This window comes from Bacillus sp. DU-106 (assembly GCF_004799705.1).
GTDB lineage: Bacteria > Bacillota > Bacilli > Bacillales > Bacillaceae_G > Bacillus_A > Bacillus_A cereus.
The window spans coordinates 4,904,478-4,921,595 of sequence record NZ_CP026607.1; the positions used below are offsets into that span (position 1 = coordinate 4,904,478).

Here is a 17,118-nt window from a genome sequence, read left to right on the forward strand (position 1 = left end):
TTATGGTAAAAGTAAATTCTCATATTAGTAGTTACAATCCAAATGATGCTATTTTTCTATTAAAAGATATTAGTGATTTAATGAAAGAAAGTTCCACGGAAACTAGAGAACAAGCAATTCAAGCTGGCACACATTATTCCGAAATGTTACCAATGGAATATAAACCATCTAAAGCGTATATGGATTTATTCTTTTCTTCCCTGCAACAATATAAACACAAACTAGCCATCGCTGTTGGAGTTGTCGCCGAACAGATTATACAAACTAAAGGAACTAACCTTGTCCTCGTTTCATTAGCTCGTGCTGGTACACCTATTGGCATTCTTATCAAACGCTACATACGCTATCAATACAACCTTGATGTACCTCACTATTGTATTTCTATTGTTCGCGGACGCGGTATTGATGAAAATGCACTCCATTATATTTTGGAACATCACCCTAAAGAAACAATTCAATTCATTGATGGGTGGACTGGAAAAGGTGCAATAAAAAAAGAATTAGAATATGCAGTACACACATTTAACGAACGAAATAATACACACATTTCTCATTGTATGGCTGTGCTTGCTGATCCCGGTTACTGTACTTCAATTTACGGTACACGTGAAGATTTTCTTATTCCTAGCGCTTGCTTAAATGCAACAGTCTCTGGACTAATTAGTCGCACTGTACTAAATGACACCTATATCGGTCCAAATGATTTTCATGGTGTTAAATATTATAAAGATCTAGAACAAGAAGACTTATCAAATTTCTTCGTTGATGAGATAACAGAGTTATTCCCTTCTGTTCATTCTCATATAGATAATCAATTACGTTATATTACTTCAACTTACACTGATCCCTCTTGGCAAGGATTAAAAGATATACAGTCTATCCAAAATCACTTTGAAATTGACGATATTAACTTAATTAAACCAGGAGTCGGTGAAACAACTCGTGTATTACTCCGGAGAATACCGTGGAAAATTTTAATACGTAAGCAAAACAATCCCGATTTAAAGCATATTTTACTTCTCGCTAAAGAAAAGAATGTCCCAATTGAAATCTATGAGAATATGGCTTATTCATGTTGCGGGCTCATTAAGCCTCTTAGGAAGGAAACAATATGATTTTCGCCAGTGATCTTGATCAGACGCTTATTTATTCCCGGAAATCGTTTCGTGCCCCTATAGAAGATGAATCAATTCAACTCATTGAAACTTTAGATGGGAAAGAAATTTCTTTCATATCACATAAAACCATTTCACTACTAAAAAAATTACAACTGCACTCACATTTCATCCCAGTTACAACAAGAGCTATTAAGCAGTTTCAGCGTATTGCTTTATTCCAAAACGAAATCATTCCCGAATACGCCATTACAAGTAACGGCGGCAATATCCTTCATAATGGGAAACAAGATGGTACTTGGAACAGGACAGTAAAAGAAAGACTATCGGTTGAATGTATAGAGAGAAACGACATACTAAAGGAATTTGGACAAATAGCTCATAAAGATTGGGTTATATCGCAAAAAACAGCTGATGATCTATTCCATTATTGCATTATTAAACGGGAGAACATTCCTTATGATGAATTATCATCCTTCACTTCCTGGTTAGACAAACAAGGCTGGAATCATTCACTTCAAGGTAGAAAGCTATACTTTGTACCAAAACCAATTAATAAATGGGACGCCGTGCAATATATAAAAGAAATTTTGCAAATAGATACGATTATTACAGCTGGGGATTCTTTACTTGATTTATGCATGCTTGAAAAGGCGAACCATGCCTTCGCACCACTTCATGGTGAGTTAGGGGCAATGCATGATAACTTACAACCCCATATTTTAAAAACAGACGCAATCGGCATATATGCCGCAGAAGAAATCGTAAATAAATCACTTCAAATTATTCACAGTTCATTACCTACCTCATGATCATCATATGCACAATTGCATACGCACCGCGGTTAAACAGATGGTACAATTTATTTGAATCGCTGTTGCTACACTTCTTGATTAGAGAAAAGGCGTTAAAACGGAAATTAGCGTCTTATCAACCTCAAGCAATTGGCACATTTTGTCATCTTAAAAGACACTCGAACGAGTGTCTTTTTTTCTATATCCAACAAGGACTTACTCATTTCAAAGTATAAATACATAAAATAATGTAAATCATGACACGCATGAATCACTTTCTAAAAGTTATAAAGTAGATTCAAAATAAAAAAGCACTCTTAACTAGAGTGCTTTTTACTTTCAAACAAGGAGGCTACATATATGGATAGTACTCTCGTATTTAACTTTGGCATTGGTATTGTTATCATTTTATTCGTCTTCTTTGTACTTTGTATGAGCGGGGTATAAAAAGGCGATTTTCGAGCGTCTTTTTATACACATACATATGTATTACTTGACTTCTATAAAAGTAGTAACCATAATAGTTACAGAAATACAAATAGCTATTCACATATCCACAAATAGGAGGAAGAAAAATGAAACATGTAATCGTTTATGCACACCCGAATACAGAAAGCTTCAACCATGCGATTTTAGAAACGGTAAAAAGTGAATTAGAAGGAAAAGGTCACGAAGTACGCGTTCGCGATCTATACGAATTAAACTTTAATCCAGTATTAGGCGCTTCCGATTTCATCTCATTTTCTCAAGGAAATACACCAGAAGATATTAAAGAAGAACAAGAACATATCTCTTGGGCTGACAGCATTACATTCATTTATCCAGTGTGGTGGGCGGGACTTCCTGCTATTTTAAAAGGATACGTTGACCGTGTATTTAGCCATGGATTTGCTTATGCTTACGGTGAAAACGGCATTGAAAAGTTATTAAGCGGTAAAAAAGGATTGTTATTATCTACAATGGGCAATACGAAAGAGGCATACACAGCAGGCGGCATGTTTGATGCAATGAAGAAAACAGCGGATGTTGGTATTTTTGAATTTACAGGTATTGAAACACTTGAGCATACATTCTATACAAGTGTCCCTTCTGTGGATGACAGTGTGCGTAAGCAATATCTTGAAGAGGTTAAAAACGTTGTGAATCGTGCATTCTAACAAAATTATATCGGCGATTTTTCAAATATATCGACTTACCGATAAAAATCAACACTAGTCACAACTGAATGTTAGCCCACACCAATCGGGCTGCCAGCAAATATCAGAAAAAAAGCTGTTCCAAAGTTTGGAACAGCTTTCTTCATTACATCTTCTCAATCCACTCCGTCAAGTTATGCACAACTTGCGTCGGTTGTACTTCGTATTCTGTTAACTTCTCCACAGTTGTGACTCCAGTGTGGACAAGAAGCGTATGCATACCAGCATTTATTCCTGCTAAAATGTCTGTATCGTAGTTATCCCCAACCATTAATGCTTCATTCTTTTCTATGCCAAGCACTTTCAAAGCTTGTTCCATAATGATTGATTCTGGTTTTCCGATAAAGATTGGATCCACACCTGTTGATACTGCTACAACTGATGTTAATGAACCATTACCTGGTAATAATCCTCGCTCAGTTGGGATGGCAATATCCCCATTTGTAGAAATAAACGTCGCGCCATTACGCACAGCAAGACACGCTTTTGCTAATTTTTCATATGTGATGTCACGATCTAAACCCACAACAACGAAATCAGGATTTTCATCCACAAGTTCAAATCCTTTTTCCACAAGTGCATCGTGTAAGCCTTCTTCACCAATCATATATACAGTTGCGTCTTGTTTACGTTCATAAATGAAGTTCGCAGTCGCCATACTCGTTGTGAATACTTGCTCTGCTTTCGCTGGAATATCGAAACGAACAAGCTTTTCTGCTACCTGTTCCGGTTTGCGAGTTGAGTTATTCGTAACGAATAAATATGGAATGCCGCGCTCTCCTAATGCTTTTACGAAGTCGCTTGCTTCTTCAATTTGTTCTTCTCCGCGATACATCGTACCGTCTAAGTCAATTAAGTAACCTTTATACATCGATTATGTCTCTCCTTCTATGCTAACGTTCTCACCTTATCATACCACTCTTATATTACCCGCTTTTCCAAAAGAAAAAAACGCTTTACCTTAAAGCGCCCCATAACGTTCATTTTTTCTCTTTTATTTGGTAAGAACAACTACAATCGCCCTCGCACATATTTGCTAGCGTTTTCACTTCTGCGTTCGTAAATAAACGCTTATACATGTCTTTTTCATCTTCACACACTTGCGGGAATCTCTCGGCAATTTCCTTTAACGGACAGTTTTGTTTTTCAATTACGAAAGATTTCTCTCCATCTCTCTTTATTTGAACCATATAACCATTTTTCTCTTGCATAGCTGCTATCTCTTGCACTTTATATGCTAAATTCTTTTGATTACTCACTCTCTTTTGTAACTGTTCTTCCATTCGCTTCGTTCTCTCTTTTAAAACGTAACGAAGTATTTTTTCATCGCCCATTCGAGCTAAATCTTCTAGCATATCAATCGCAAATTGCTTATACTCTTTCGGGAATGTATCTTCTCCCTTTTCGCTTAATCCATACAAATAAGTTGGTCTTCCGACATGTTGCCTTACCATCTTAGAATAAATGAGTCCGTCTTTCTCAAGATTACTTAAATGTCTTCGAATCGCCATTTCTGTAATCTCTAAAACGTCAGCTAGTTCCGCTACCGTGTGCTCTCCCTTTACTTTCAACAATTGTACAATCTCGTCTTTCGTAGTACGTGCTTCCCCCATACTTCACCCTTCTCCCTTTTCTTTCTCACATACAATATAAGATCCCCAAAAGGCATTCTCTGGGGATCTTATAAGCATAATTATTCTGGTACAAATGCAGATACAGGTCCTAATTCCTTTTCTAAATAACTGCGAATATTTGCTGGGTATTTCTCTACCACTGCAATATGTTTTTGAATCGTCTTATATAATTCATCATGATTCATTTGAATATAATCTTGCGTAAGCATTTTTCGAAGAAGGATAATTTCTTTCATCCCTTGTCCATCTTCTTCACTTATCACTCGCTCGTCCATTAAAATATCAATAATATCTTCATAGCTTCCTGGATCACGCATAATAAATCCATCAATCATCGCATTTCCTACATCTAATACACAATCAATAATAAGATGGGCTATGCGCTCTAATGCGTAAAATTCAAACTCGGTTTCATATATCTTTTTCTCTTGAAATGTACTTGTTGCTCGTTCTAAACATACTAGCATTTGTTCTATTTTCTTTCTGTCTACAAAATACATGAATGTCACCTACCTGGAAATTAAAGCATTTACATTTTAATTGTAACGCTTTCTTCTGAAAAAATCGACAATTTTTCGAATTCACCTTTTCTCCGTTATTTGTTATAGTTATATTTGTATGATTTTTGAAATTGGAGGAATGGAATCTTGGAACGTGAACTCGCACTAGAAATTGTCCGTGTAACAGAAGCAGCAGCCTTAGCATCCGCACAGTGGATGGGCCGCGGAAAGAAAAATGAAGCAGATGATGCAGCAACTACAGCAATGCGTGATATGTTCGATTCAGTAAACATGGCAGGTACAGTTGTAATTGGTGAAGGAGAACTTGATGAAGCACCGATGTTGTATATTGGTGAAGAACTAGGAACAGGTAACGGTCCAGAAGTAGACATCGCCGTTGATCCATTAGAAGGTACAAACATCGTTGCAAAAGGTCTTGCAAATGCAATGGCAGTTATTGCAATCGCAGACAAAGGGAACCTTCTTCATGCTCCTGATATGTACATGGAAAAAATCGCGGTTGGTCCAAAAGCAGCTGGTAAAATTAGCTTAGATGATCCAATTGAAAAAACAATTGAAATTGTAGCAGAAGCTAACAATAAAAAGATTCGTGATCTAACAGTTATCGTTCAAGAACGTGAACGTCATCAAGATATTATTGACCGTGTTCGTGCAAAAGGTGCACGCGTAAAATTATTTGGTGACGGTGATGTTGGTGCGTCAATCGCAACAGCACTACCTGGAACGGGTATCGACTTATTCGTAGGTATTGGCGGAGCTCCAGAAGGTGTTATTTCTGCAGCAGCATTAAAGTGCCTTGAAGGTGAAATGCAAGCTCGCTTAGTTCCAATGAACGAAGAAGAAGAAGCTCGTTGTCGTGAAATGGGATTAGAAGATCCTCGTCAACTTCTTATGTTAGATGACTTAGTATCTGGGGATGATGCAATCTTCTCAGCAACTGGTGTATCTGCTGGTGAGTTATTAGACGGTGTTAAATTCCTTGGCGGAGATTTAGCTGAAACATACTCTATCGTAATGCGTTACAAAACAAGAACAGTACGATTTATTAAAACACATCACCATTTAGATCATAAACCACACTTAAACTTAGATATTTAATAAAGGAGCCATGTGTATGGAAGAACGTTTCTTTCTGTACGACGATACTGTCGCTACAAAAACTCGTTTCGTTAGCTTTATGGGAGAAAATGAGCGTCACGATTTAGCGCTATTATACTCCGATCGTCATTACGGTAAAACAATTGTCCTTGATATGCAACGCAATAAATTTGCAATCATCGGTGCTGACGATTTAAACGAACCAGGCTACTTAGAGCATGCATTTTCTATGACTGAAGAAATTGCAGAAGAATTACGCTCATTTTTATTTGAACTTATATAATTTATCGTATGCACCAGCTATTTTAGCTGGTGTTTTTCCATCACGAGAATTTCGAATTTTCAATCTTTTGTGTTATAATTAAGAATAAATCTATTTGGATAGAAAGGACGTTATCTACGTATGCCAACATTTACTTTGTAATGGACCAGCAATTGGATAGCATTACTCTCAAAAAAGCACCGTGCTTTTTCAAGGGAGTAGTCTGCCCATTCCCATTACAAAGGAACGTATTGCATCTGTAGTATGATGTTTACGGAGGTTCCTCTTTGGGGAACCTCCTTTTATTTTTGTCTTTTTCTCATGCCTTCATACTACAAGACATCCAAATAGCTGTATTACGTTCCTTTACCACTACTATAAGAGGTGAAGGAAAATGCAGAAAGTACAACTTTCTTGGAGTTTATATGAAAACGAGCAAAACACAATCGAAAAATATTGTAAAAATTGCAGACGTACTACCCTATTTACCGACACAAATATTCGTAGGCATAACGCCAACGGAAAAAACATATACCGCTTTGCCATTTATAAATGTCCGAAAGACCATACGTGGAATCAAAAACTTCGTATTTATAAAGCATTTACTGATCACGTTGAAACAGTCGATATGACGCAGCAGGATCAGCCAGAAACAACTACTACCATTTCCATTACGCAACATCAAGAAAGCGGCATAACCGAAATCACGATCGTATTAGATATCGTTTTCGGTTCCCACCGCATCGATAAAGCCTTATCCACATATATTTCCGACTGGAGCCGTACACGCATTGTGGATAAAATTAAAAATGGGGATATTCAATTAAACGGACAACAAATGAAGCCAAATACAATACTTTCTGAAGGCGATCATATCTCGATTTGTTTGTAAGCAAAAATATGCAAAAAATCCTCTTACAATTGTAAGAGGATTTTTTTATTTCTTCACTTTTCGTAATACAAAATGTGCGCAACCGAAGTTACAGTACTCGTATAAATACTCCGTTAACGTACTAATTTTCGTATCATATGTCGCACGTTGGTTACTATCATCAAAGAATCCGCGCAATCTAAGTTGCTCATATCCCCAGTCCCCAACGATGTAATCATATTTATTTAAAATTTCTGCATAGCGCTCTTTAAATGCTTCTTCACTAAAACCGTCACGAAAGTTTTTAATTACTTCGTACTGAACATTATTAATGCTCACCGTAGCATGAATCTCTTGCTTTTGCTCCATCATTAACTTCCTCTCTAAGCATTCTTCTTTTTATCGTATCACAAAGCATAACAACCAACAATTTCAAATACAAAAAATTGCAAATTAGTACATGCTATGGAGAAGGAGGTGATACATCGTGAAAAAACAAATTTTACTTTCCCTTCTCACTCTTTCCTTATTTGCAGGCTGCCAATCAGCGAACAAAGCTGAAATGGAACGTGAAGAAGGAAGCCGTGTTCTTGTTTCCAATAAAAACGACATGTATCATACGGAAAATACAAATACAAGACTCACAAGAGTCGGTTATTCTTCTAAACAAAAGCATGAAGTATCTAACAAACAAGTAGGGGCCATTAATCGCGAGAAGGTCGCTGAAATGATTACAAGCATGACAGTCAAACTTCCTGACGTTACAAACGCTGCTACACTCGTTACTGATGATGAAGTGTTCGTTGTATACCGTGCAAACACAACGGATCCAAAACTCGTAGCGGATCAAGTATATAGAGCTGCTTTGTCCATCGTTCCTCGCTATTATAAAGCATATGTATCAACAGACCAAAAGTTGATTTCTCAAATTCAAGGGCTTCAATCTGGCGCATTAAATGATACAGAATATACACAAAGCCTCGATATGTTAAAACGAGAAATGAGTAAAAATCCTCATTTGAACAATACGGGAGATCAGACTTTGAATGATATGATTAAAAAGTAAAACAGGTGGAGAAAATCTCCACCTGTTTTACTTTTTATTTTTTATTACGATCCGCATAAACCTCCATCGCATCACACATAAACTGCGCTAATCCCTCACCAAACTTATCGATATTTTTCGTAAAGCGCTCATCAGCGACGTACATTTGACCGAGTCCTTTAAAAGCATCTAACGAATATTCACCGAAGTTTTGCAAGTAATCGTACCATACTTTAATAGCTGCCTGCGCCTCTTTAGAATCTGGTGCATCGTGTCTAAGCGTTGCTAAATTTCTATAAATAGCATTAAACTCCTCTTGGTTCTCTTTTGACATACCTTTTGCATATTCGTTCGCTTTATCTACAGCTGCGTCTCCCCATTTTTCACGTGCTTCTTCTTCATATGGGTTATGGCTGAAATCGAATCCTTCAAATTTCTCTTTATTCGTCATTTCAATCTCTCCTTTTGTATGCTGAATTGTTTTATCAATCGTCGCAATCACCTTATCTAATCTGGCACGCTTTTCAAGAAGCATCTTCTTATGAAGCTGTAGTGCCTCTTCGCGATCAAATGATGGACTCATGATAATCTCTTTAATTTTCTTCAAAGGGAAGCCAAGCTCTTTAAAAAACAAAATTTGCTGCAATGTCTCTAAATTTTCATTGGAATACAGACGATATCCAGACTCTGTCGTCTCGTCTGGGGTTAACAACCCAATTTCATCGTAATGATGCAGTGTGCGCACACTAATTCCAACTAAATCAGCTACTTCTTTTACTCTCATTGTCATTTGTATCTCCCCCTTAGTACATACGATAAAGTATGACGCAACGTTAGAGTCAATAAGTAAATTCATTTTCTTTCTAAAAGTTTCATCTCTCCCCTATTTCATGCATAATAGATATGTACATATATTAGAAAGCGGTGAAAGTATGGTTTCAAATACTGTAATTGCCAGCATCATTTTTCAACTCATTGTCTCGATTCTGGTCCCAATTATCGTACTCGTTTATTTCCGTAAAAAATATAATATGAATTGGAAAGTGGTCGGCGTTGGTGTTCTTATCTTTATCGGATTCACCCAAATTCTTGAAACACCATTCCACCTATTTATGCGCGGTAATCCAACAATCGCTCCATTTTTAGAAAATCCGTTTGTCTTCGCAATTTATGGCGGATTGACTGCTGGTATTTTTGAAGAATTAGGACGCTTCGTTGCCTTCTTCTTCTTACTAAAAAAATATCTAGAATATAAAGATGGCTTCGCTTATGGAATTGGTCACGGCGGAATTGAATCTATTTTAATTGGCGGTTTTTCTGCATTACAAGCATTAATCTTTGCTAATTCTATTAACGATGGTAGCTTCGCTCGACTGATTGAACAAAAACCCGAGCTTAGCATTTTACAGGACATGTTAATTCAGCAACCTGCCTACTTATACTTCCTTGGTAGCTTAGAAAGAATTATGGCACTCGTGCTTCAAATCGCCTTTACAATGCTTGTTTTATACGCAGTCAAACAGAAGAAATATATCTTCCTAGTATACGCTATACTATTCCACGCATTTGTAGACTTTTTCGCGGCACTTTACCAAACAAAAACAATCAACATCTTCGTTGCCGAAGGAATTACACTTCTGTGTACAATTGGCGCTGTCGTTCTTATTCGCAAAATGAAAGAGAAATTAATGAGTGTACCGGAGTAAAAAATAAACCACCAAAATTGGTGGTTTATTTTTTATATGGATGATAACTTTTGCCCTCTTGCAGCTCCCTCTTTGTTTTTGCATCTATAACGATATATTTATGAAACTCTCCTACTTCATTTTGAATAAAAGAAGTGAAAAAGTATACTTGGCGATCAGAGTGAACAAAAAAATCTTGAAGTACCACTCTACCTCGACAACCGACAGCTGTTTTTTGTAGGAAAGAAAATTCTTCATCAGGCACTTCTTTAAATAAGATTTTTTTCCGAACACTATATGCTGCATTTTTGTATTCTTTATAGATCTTCTTATCTAACTGTTTATAAAAAACATCCTCACTCACAAATGACTTATTTCGATTGCTTGGATAATTTAGTTTTTGATTCGACTCTGCATAAGTTGTGGACAAGTGTATAAAAAAACAAAGACTAAATACAATACATATCATTTTATTCATGATTGCACCTCAAATGTTCATTATCCACATTACTTTTCCACATATTTAAATCAATATACTGTTTCCAATAAAAAGGAATTATTTCTACATTTGTCGAAGTATATAGCGTCAACTTGAAAGATGGGGATGAATTATGAAGAAAATTATTATAATACGACATTGTTCAGCAATTGGGCAAAAACGTGATGATGAATTAACGACCGATGGAAAAGACCAAGCAAACACCCTTGCTACATTCCTCTTAGAAAATCATCTACAAATCGATCATATTATTTCAAGCCCATTTGTCCGAGCTATCGATTCCATTCGGCCCTATGCGCTCCAAGCTAACTTATCTATCCAAGAAGATGAACGATTAACTGAACGCATATTGAGCAACATTCCAATGGATGATTGGATGCAAAAACTAGAATCTACTTTTACAAATATAGATATTGCCTTTTCAGGCGGAGAGTCAACAAAACAAGCAACAGACCGGGCCCTATCGCTTATTCAAGACGTTTTACAATTAAACCATACGACAACACTACTTGTTACACATGGCAATTTACTTACGCTCATTTTAAAGCATTTTGATCATACAATTGGCTTTAATGAATGGAGAACTTTAACGAATCCTGATATTTACGAAATTACAATCGACGAACAATGTATTATAAAACGCTTATGGGAAGCATCGTCCAAGTAATATCCCTTTCCAAAACATTCAGTTGACGCCACGAGAAGAGACTGTTCTAACAATAGAAAGGGGTATCATTTCATATGTACGAAGACGTACTTGCTTTACTACATAAAACAAATGTTTCTTATGAAAAATTCGAACACGAACCAGTACTCGATTATGAGACCGATCGGATCGTACGCGAGAGACTTGGCTTACAAGGCACCCCAAGTAAAAGCTTATTTTTAAAATCAAAGTCTGGAGATTATTACGTATTTTTTACGTTAGAGGGCACAAGGCTCAACCGGGGAGAGATGAAAGAACTATCAGGAGAACGCTTATCTCTCTGTTCTCCTGATGAACTGCGAGACAAAACTGGTTGTACGCCGGGATGTGTGGCTCCTTTCGGATATTCACACGATGTAACAATTATTGTGGATAACGCTATTTATACGTACGATAAAATTTTAATTACACCTGGTGTTCCTGAATTTACAATTGAATTATCCACAGAAGAATTAAAAAAGATTTTATTAACATGTCCAAATACCGTTTTAGAGTACAAACAAAAAGAGAGCTAATCATTAGCTCTCTTTTTTTCATTATTTAGCTTCTGCTGTTTTTTCTTTTGCAGAACGTACTTGCTCGTCCGCATGGTAAGAAGAACGCACAAGTGGGCCAGCTTCACAGTGGCTAAATCCTTTGCTAAGTGCAATTTCTTTAAGCTCTGCAAATTCTGCTGGTGGGTAATATTTAAGAACTGGTAAATGCTTCTTAGATGGTTGTAGGTATTGCCCAAGAGTTAAAATATCCACATTGTTTGCACGTAAGTCATCCATTGCTTCAATTAAATCTTCTCTCGTTTCACCTAAGCCCACCATAATGCTCGATTTAGTTGGAATATCAGGCTGCATTTCTTTCGCTCGACGTAAAAACTCTAATGAACGTTCATATTTTGCTCTAGCGCGAACTCGGTCAGATAATCGACGTACTGTTTCAATGTTATGGTTTAAAATATCTGGTTTTGCATCCATTAACATTTTTAAGTTTTCTTCTACTCCACCCATATCAGATGGTAATACTTCGATAGACGTGAATGGGTTTTTACGACGTACTGCGCGTACTGTTTCAGCAAAAACAGCTGCTCCTCCGTCCTTTAAATCATCACGTGCAACCGCTGTTATAACAACGTGCTTTAAGCCCATTTGTACTACTGAATCTGCTACGCGTTCTGGTTCTTGTAAATCAAGCTCAGTTGGTAAGCCTGTTTTAACCGCACAAAAACGACAAGCACGTGTACAAACCGCACCTAAAATCATAAATGTTGCTGTTTTTCTTACAGCCCAGCATTCATGAATATTCGGACATTTTGCCTCTTCACAAACGGTATGAAGATTCTTAGAACGCATCATTTTCTTTAAGCCTGTATAGTTTTCATTCGTGTTTAACTTAATTTTCAACCATTCGGGCTTGCGCTTATATTCTGTTTGTTTTGTCATGGTTATCAACTCCGCACAATATGAAATAGTTTACCGTGTTCGCTTCTTTCAATGTAACATATCTATTCTAACGTATGAAAGCGATTTGCTCAAATGAAGATTCTAAGATTTTTTCCAATCGTTCCCTATAATGAAATACTCCGTATATCCCACACTAAAAAGAGTGATGTTGTGAAAGGAGTCTATTTCATGCTTCGAAAAATTTCTCTTTTGCTTTCTATTTGTTTTCTTCTCCACCAAAACATCGCTTACGGTGAAGATAATCAGCAAAGCATATACGAAAAGCGCATGGCACTATATAAAGAAACCGAGCAGTCTTCAGGCATTCCATGGTATTACTTAGCTGCAATGGATCAATATGAAAGAAATATACGGAGCGTAAGAAAAGATATTCCGAAAAAACCAGATGCCATCATTTCCCTTTATTTCAAACCAGAAATATGGGCTGGACCTATTAATAGTAACGATACTCTCCCCCATACAATTTCTCTATTTGGCGGAATAGGTTTAGATGGTGACAAAGATGGATTTGCAAATGCAAATAGCGACCGTGATCTTCTGCATACCGCAGCGACTATTTTAAGGAAACAAGGAACGTCAGAAGACCGTATTAAAATTATGCTCTGGGAATATTATAGGCGTGCAAAAACAGTTGATTTAATTAGCGAATATGCCCAAATTTATAAACATTATGGCCGTATTAATTTAGAGGGAAATGCTTTTCCTCTTCCGATCCGTAGTGACCATAGCTACCGTAGTACTTTCGGCGCTGGAAGAAGTTTTGGCGGCAGAAGGATTCATGAAGGAACAGATATTTTCGCCGGATATGGCGTGCCAGTAAGATCGACTTGCTATGGCATTATTGAAACGAAAGGTTGGAACCGCCTTGGTGGATGGCGCATTGGTATTCGCGACCTTCATAACAATTACCATTATTACGCTCATTTAGGCGGGTTCTCAAAAGAAATACAGCTTGGACAAATTGTTGAGCCAGGGAAAGTAATCGGATTTGTTGGTAGCACTGGTTATGGACCTCCTGGTACAGCCGGAAAATTTCCGCCCCACTTACATTTTGGCATGTATAAAGACAATGGCTATACAGAATGGGCCTTCGATCCATACATTCATTTAAGCCTTTGGGAACGCAAAGAACGAGCAAATACAAAACGATAACCGTAGCTGCATTGCTACGGTTATTTTTTATCCATTAAAAGCCTGGCTGAGCCGGATTTCACTTTATTTACAACTAACTATCTGTTTTCTTTTTATCAGGTACAGCAACACTTCCGCTTCCATAATACGTAGGCACTTCCCCTTGAACGATACGCGTCGCAATCGGAACATTTTGTTTCACCGTTATCTCTTTCGTATGAAATGGAATAATTACTTGCAATGTTACTTCCATTTCCATAACAATTTGAATCGCTGTAGTATTAATCCCATGCGGCTCAATTTTTTGTTTAATATCTGTATTCACATGCCCAATTGGCGTGAAATGAATCGGAATATCTGGTCCTATATTACCAAGAAGCGCATTATCAGTTACACGCCCAAAAGGAACTGCCATAGTCGCCCCGTTTTTTTCAGAAATACCTAGCTCCTTCAACTTCCCTTGTTCTACTTGCTGCAAATATTTTTCTATGTACGTGGTCGTTGACGTTACGATTTCATTTACTTGCTTTGTATTTAAATTAATTGTAGATACTTTTCCGTTTTTATCATTCTGTACTTTCATTAATGAATCTACATCGAATCCTTCATTAATTCGATCCTTTACTGCCTTCGTCATAATTGCCGTCGCCATTTTATGCGTCTCTACTTCCCCATATTTAATTAAGGTCGGCTGAATATTATTATTCACAATCCACAACCCTTGCGTAAGTAATATAATAAAAAGAATAAACGACATAAGCAGTATATACCGAAAGGCAATAGGTCCCCTTCGAAACCGCGAGTTTTTCGAGCGAAATATACTCATAAAAAAACCTCCTTCTTATATCATTTCTATGCAAGAAGGAGGGACGATATATGCTTATCTCATTTTTAATAATGCTTCTTTTCCAATCGTTCCTGCTGGAATGCCTAATGCTTCAGCTCCAGTCGTTACCGATTCTAGCGGCGCTTCAAGAAGTTGTTCAATCGTTCTTACACCAACCGCACGGCCAGCAATAATTCCTCGATCACCTAACTTCTCATTTAAAAGACCTACATCTAATGCACCACACATAATATATCCTTTATCGCTCATTACAGCTAGCAAATTTGTCTTTGGAAGTTTCACGCTAACCGCAATAAACGTATAATTATCAATTATAATTGGCTCCACATTAACCATAGTTCACACTCCTCTCTTTCTTATCTGTATGACAAGAGAAAAATGAGTGTTACAAGTTAACTAGCCTATAGTTTAACGGAAGATTTATAAGTTATTAACATATCTGTTAACACATCTCTAAGTAGTTCTGGCATATAATATTGTTTGTCAGAAAGTGTGGATAGCTCTGGGTATAAGTAGCCAAATGTAAACATATCAATCGTTCCTACTGTATATATACGATCTAATTCCAGCGATTCCCCGTTAATTAATACATCTTCGAGTAAAATTTTATTTCCAGGAATCGTATCTGGAATTACTTCTACACCCGCGTAAATCATTTTCCCCATCACTTTCCCACGAAATCCGAATCCTTTCACCTCAAGATTCTCCATATTCGGCTTACGTGCTTTCAAAATAACTTCTCTTAATATCTTTCCTGGAACTTTCAAAGCACACGGATTAATTGGATGTGGACAAATTCTGTGAATATCTCCGCGCGTTACGACACCCTCTTCTAACCCTTCAAGAAGTACACCAGCATTCACCATGCCAATTTCTGCACCGCACCATGTTTTCAGCGCACTTGCTAACATATGAGAAAACGGCGTCTCATGAAACCAATCAACCTGTAATGACTCTTTTAAATGAACGACAGGCTCTGCCATTATATGCTTACTTTCTTCCTGCAGTATTTCAATTGTGGATAACGGCTCGCTATAAGCACCTAACCGTTCCGTCTTAATCGCTCTACCGTCTTTTTTCAACAGCTTCTTCGTCTCTTTATCCACAGTAAGCTGCACGTGCCCAATGTAACGTCCCCACTTTTCACAGCAACAAAGTAAAGTATTATTCATTAGAACACCACGCTCAAATAAATGATGCGTATGTGCCCCTAAAATAACATCTATATCATAATGCTCTGCCATATACTCATCCATACTTTTTCCAAGGTGAGAAAGGACAACTGTAATATGTGCCTCATCTCTCACTTCTTCTAAAATAGACTCTAAATGGATAAGCGGATCTTCAATATGCCAATCGAGCATTTGATAAAACTCTGGATACGCAACAGTTAACCCGATAAAAGCAATCGTAATCCCATCTGTCGTTGTATGTAATTTATAAGGCTTTGCCCATGATGGACGTACACCTTCTTTTTCAAATAAATTTGCGACAAGTACTTCAAATCCAGCATCATCATAGAGCCGATTTAAATGCTCTTTCGCTAACGTAATTCCTTCATTATTTCCGATCGTTACATAATCATATAACGCCTCATTTAAAAGCTTCGTATTCCCAAGCCCATTTGTCGCTTCCGAAATACTATGAAAACGATCCACATGATCGCCGATATCAATCGTCAAAACAGTCTCTCCCGCTTCCTGTCTTCGCTTTTTCTCCCCTAGAACAAACCGAGAAATTTGCGGCCAATTTTCAAAATGACTATGTATATCGTTTGTATGATAAAGGTGGATGATTGTTTCTTTATTTGTATTCAGAGAAAAAACCTCCTCTCAGTTCCTTACTGCCATTTACGCTATGCGCACACAATAATCCTGTAAATACTTTTCGTCTTTTCTTGCTATTTTACATTGTACTCGCATTGTGAGAAAAAGCAAAAGATTGTCCTTTTTATATGAGAAACTTTTGCTAATGCAGGAAATAATTCCAGATAGTGGAGGAAGGGGTGGATTTGTCAAAAAGTTTAATAGAGAATTCAGTGGGTGGTTGTTCAAGTGGATTTGTCAGTATCTTTGTCTTAAACCTAGTCGCTCTCTGTTCTTATAAAATATTTGGGGTATGTGAGGATTTTCTTTTGTCTTATCTTGTCGACAAATCGATATTCCTTGTCGAAACGTTGATATATTGAAATAATCGTTGATATATTCCCGTTTATGATCGATATATTTGAAAAATCGTTGATATATTTAGCTGAACACCC

Annotated in this window: 21 protein-coding genes; 11 read left to right on the top strand and 10 right to left on the bottom strand. The window is 37.1% G+C overall.

The features are described from left to right. The first annotated feature begins 2 nt into the window (after positions 1-2). From C3Y97_RS25125 to C3Y97_RS25135, 3 genes are all read left to right on the top strand, one after another. A complete protein-coding gene (locus C3Y97_RS25125) occupies positions 3-1,115 on the top strand; it encodes a cysteine protease StiP family protein (protein ID WP_000241503.1) in 1,113 nt (370 codons plus the stop codon). Further along, positions 1,112-1,927: an HAD family hydrolase gene (locus C3Y97_RS25130; protein WP_000575375.1), complete on the top strand. Its 816-nt coding sequence runs from the start codon at positions 1,112-1,114 to the stop codon at positions 1,925-1,927. Before C3Y97_RS25125 ends, C3Y97_RS25130 begins: the two co-directional genes overlap by 4 nt. Positions 1,928-2,484: 557 nt before the next feature. Next, the gene (locus C3Y97_RS25135) at positions 2,485-3,066 is read left to right on the top strand and encodes an NAD(P)H-dependent oxidoreductase (RefSeq protein WP_000683442.1); all 582 of its coding nucleotides are present in this window, start codon (positions 2,485-2,487) and stop codon (positions 3,064-3,066) included. A 145-nt stretch (positions 3,067-3,211) separates the two neighbouring features. On the opposite strand, the gene C3Y97_RS25140 is transcribed toward C3Y97_RS25135, so the two are convergent. The 3 genes from C3Y97_RS25140 to C3Y97_RS25150 all read right to left on the bottom strand — a co-directional run bounded on the left by C3Y97_RS25140 (position 3,212) and on the right by C3Y97_RS25150 (position 5,239). Beyond that, positions 3,212-3,976: a TIGR01457 family HAD-type hydrolase gene (locus C3Y97_RS25140; RefSeq protein ID WP_000276467.1), complete on the bottom strand. Its 765-nt coding sequence runs from the start codon at positions 3,974-3,976 to the stop codon at positions 3,212-3,214. A 109-nt stretch (positions 3,977-4,085) separates the two neighbouring features. Then, positions 4,086-4,718, bottom strand: coding sequence for a helix-turn-helix transcriptional regulator (locus tag C3Y97_RS25145; RefSeq protein WP_000503344.1), 633 nt, complete (start codon positions 4,716-4,718; stop codon positions 4,086-4,088). An 80-nt stretch (positions 4,719-4,798) separates the two neighbouring features. Further along, positions 4,799-5,239 carry a DUF86 domain-containing protein gene (locus C3Y97_RS25150; protein WP_000274006.1) on the bottom strand — a complete coding sequence of 147 codons (441 nt, stop codon included), beginning with the start codon at positions 5,237-5,239 and terminating at the stop codon, positions 4,799-4,801. Positions 5,240-5,386: 147 nt separating this feature from the next. On the opposite strand from C3Y97_RS25150, the gene glpX reads away from it, so the two are divergent. The 3 genes from glpX to C3Y97_RS25170 all read left to right on the top strand — a co-directional run bounded on the left by glpX (position 5,387) and on the right by C3Y97_RS25170 (position 7,512). After that, positions 5,387-6,358, top strand: a complete 972-nt coding sequence (gene glpX / locus C3Y97_RS25155; protein ID WP_000439090.1) for a class II fructose-bisphosphatase — start codon at positions 5,387-5,389, stop codon at positions 6,356-6,358. A 16-nt stretch (positions 6,359-6,374) separates the two neighbouring features. Next, positions 6,375-6,641, top strand: coding sequence for a DUF3055 domain-containing protein (locus C3Y97_RS25160; protein WP_000392606.1), 267 nt, complete (start codon positions 6,375-6,377; stop codon positions 6,639-6,641). Between the two features lie 373 nt (positions 6,642-7,014). Further along, the gene (locus tag C3Y97_RS25170; protein WP_001174567.1) at positions 7,015-7,512 is read left to right on the top strand and encodes a hypothetical protein; all 498 of its coding nucleotides are present in this window, start codon (positions 7,015-7,017) and stop codon (positions 7,510-7,512) included. 45 nt (positions 7,513-7,557) lie between these two features. On the opposite strand, the gene C3Y97_RS25175 is transcribed toward C3Y97_RS25170, so the two are convergent. Continuing rightward, positions 7,558-7,860 (bottom strand): YutD family protein, encoded by a 303-nt coding sequence (locus tag C3Y97_RS25175; protein WP_000435943.1) that lies wholly within the window; start codon positions 7,858-7,860, stop codon positions 7,558-7,560. 118 nt (positions 7,861-7,978) lie between these two features. Between C3Y97_RS25175 and C3Y97_RS25180 the strand changes: the two genes are divergently transcribed. Beyond that, entirely contained in the window at positions 7,979-8,557 is a 579-nt protein-coding gene (locus C3Y97_RS25180; protein WP_000744132.1) for a YhcN/YlaJ family sporulation lipoprotein, read from the top strand. A gap of 34 nt (positions 8,558-8,591) precedes the next feature. Here C3Y97_RS25180 and C3Y97_RS25185 read toward each other — a convergent pair whose 3' ends face one another. Then, on the bottom strand, positions 8,592-9,326 hold the full coding sequence (locus C3Y97_RS25185; protein ID WP_000178775.1) for a MerR family transcriptional regulator: 735 nt from the start codon (positions 9,324-9,326) through the stop codon (positions 8,592-8,594). A 100-nt stretch (positions 9,327-9,426) separates the two neighbouring features. Here C3Y97_RS25185 and C3Y97_RS25190 point away from each other — a divergent pair, with 100 nt between their 5' ends. Further along, the gene (locus tag C3Y97_RS25190) at positions 9,427-10,242 is read left to right on the top strand and encodes a YhfC family intramembrane metalloprotease (protein WP_002204855.1); all 816 of its coding nucleotides are present in this window, start codon (positions 9,427-9,429) and stop codon (positions 10,240-10,242) included. A gap of 25 nt (positions 10,243-10,267) precedes the next feature. Here the strand turns inward: C3Y97_RS25190 and C3Y97_RS25195 are convergent, their stop codons facing one another. Then, on the bottom strand, positions 10,268-10,699 hold the full coding sequence (locus C3Y97_RS25195; RefSeq protein WP_136363694.1) for a hypothetical protein: 432 nt from the start codon (positions 10,697-10,699) through the stop codon (positions 10,268-10,270). Positions 10,700-10,832: 133 nt separating this feature from the next. Here C3Y97_RS25195 and C3Y97_RS25200 point away from each other — a divergent pair, with 133 nt between their 5' ends. Continuing rightward, a complete protein-coding gene (locus tag C3Y97_RS25200; protein ID WP_000720176.1) occupies positions 10,833-11,387 on the top strand; it encodes a histidine phosphatase family protein in 555 nt (184 codons plus the stop codon). 74 nt (positions 11,388-11,461) lie between these two features. Next, positions 11,462-11,941, top strand: coding sequence for a YbaK/EbsC family protein (locus C3Y97_RS25205; RefSeq protein WP_000272746.1), 480 nt, complete (start codon positions 11,462-11,464; stop codon positions 11,939-11,941). Positions 11,942-11,962: 21 nt separating this feature from the next. Here C3Y97_RS25205 and lipA read toward each other — a convergent pair whose 3' ends face one another. After that, positions 11,963-12,859 carry a lipoyl synthase gene (gene lipA, locus C3Y97_RS25210; RefSeq protein WP_000166372.1) on the bottom strand — a complete coding sequence of 299 codons (897 nt, stop codon included), beginning with the start codon at positions 12,857-12,859 and terminating at the stop codon, positions 11,963-11,965. A 189-nt stretch (positions 12,860-13,048) separates the two neighbouring features. On the opposite strand from lipA, the gene C3Y97_RS25215 reads away from it, so the two are divergent. Next, a complete protein-coding gene (locus C3Y97_RS25215) occupies positions 13,049-14,032 on the top strand; it encodes a M23 family metallopeptidase (protein ID WP_000944664.1) in 984 nt (327 codons plus the stop codon). Between the two features lie 73 nt (positions 14,033-14,105). On the opposite strand, the gene yunB is transcribed toward C3Y97_RS25215, so the two are convergent. The 3 genes from yunB to C3Y97_RS25230 all read right to left on the bottom strand — a co-directional run bounded on the left by yunB (position 14,106) and on the right by C3Y97_RS25230 (position 16,675). Then, the gene (gene yunB / locus C3Y97_RS25220) at positions 14,106-14,837 is read right to left on the bottom strand and encodes a sporulation protein YunB (protein ID WP_000021800.1); all 732 of its coding nucleotides are present in this window, start codon (positions 14,835-14,837) and stop codon (positions 14,106-14,108) included. A gap of 54 nt (positions 14,838-14,891) precedes the next feature. Next, the gene (locus C3Y97_RS25225; RefSeq protein WP_000248466.1) at positions 14,892-15,194 is read right to left on the bottom strand and encodes a YunC family protein; all 303 of its coding nucleotides are present in this window, start codon (positions 15,192-15,194) and stop codon (positions 14,892-14,894) included. A gap of 65 nt (positions 15,195-15,259) precedes the next feature. After that, the gene (locus C3Y97_RS25230; protein ID WP_206704868.1) at positions 15,260-16,675 is read right to left on the bottom strand and encodes a 5'-nucleotidase C-terminal domain-containing protein; all 1,416 of its coding nucleotides are present in this window, start codon (positions 16,673-16,675) and stop codon (positions 15,260-15,262) included. Positions 16,676-17,118 lie beyond the last annotated feature (443 nt).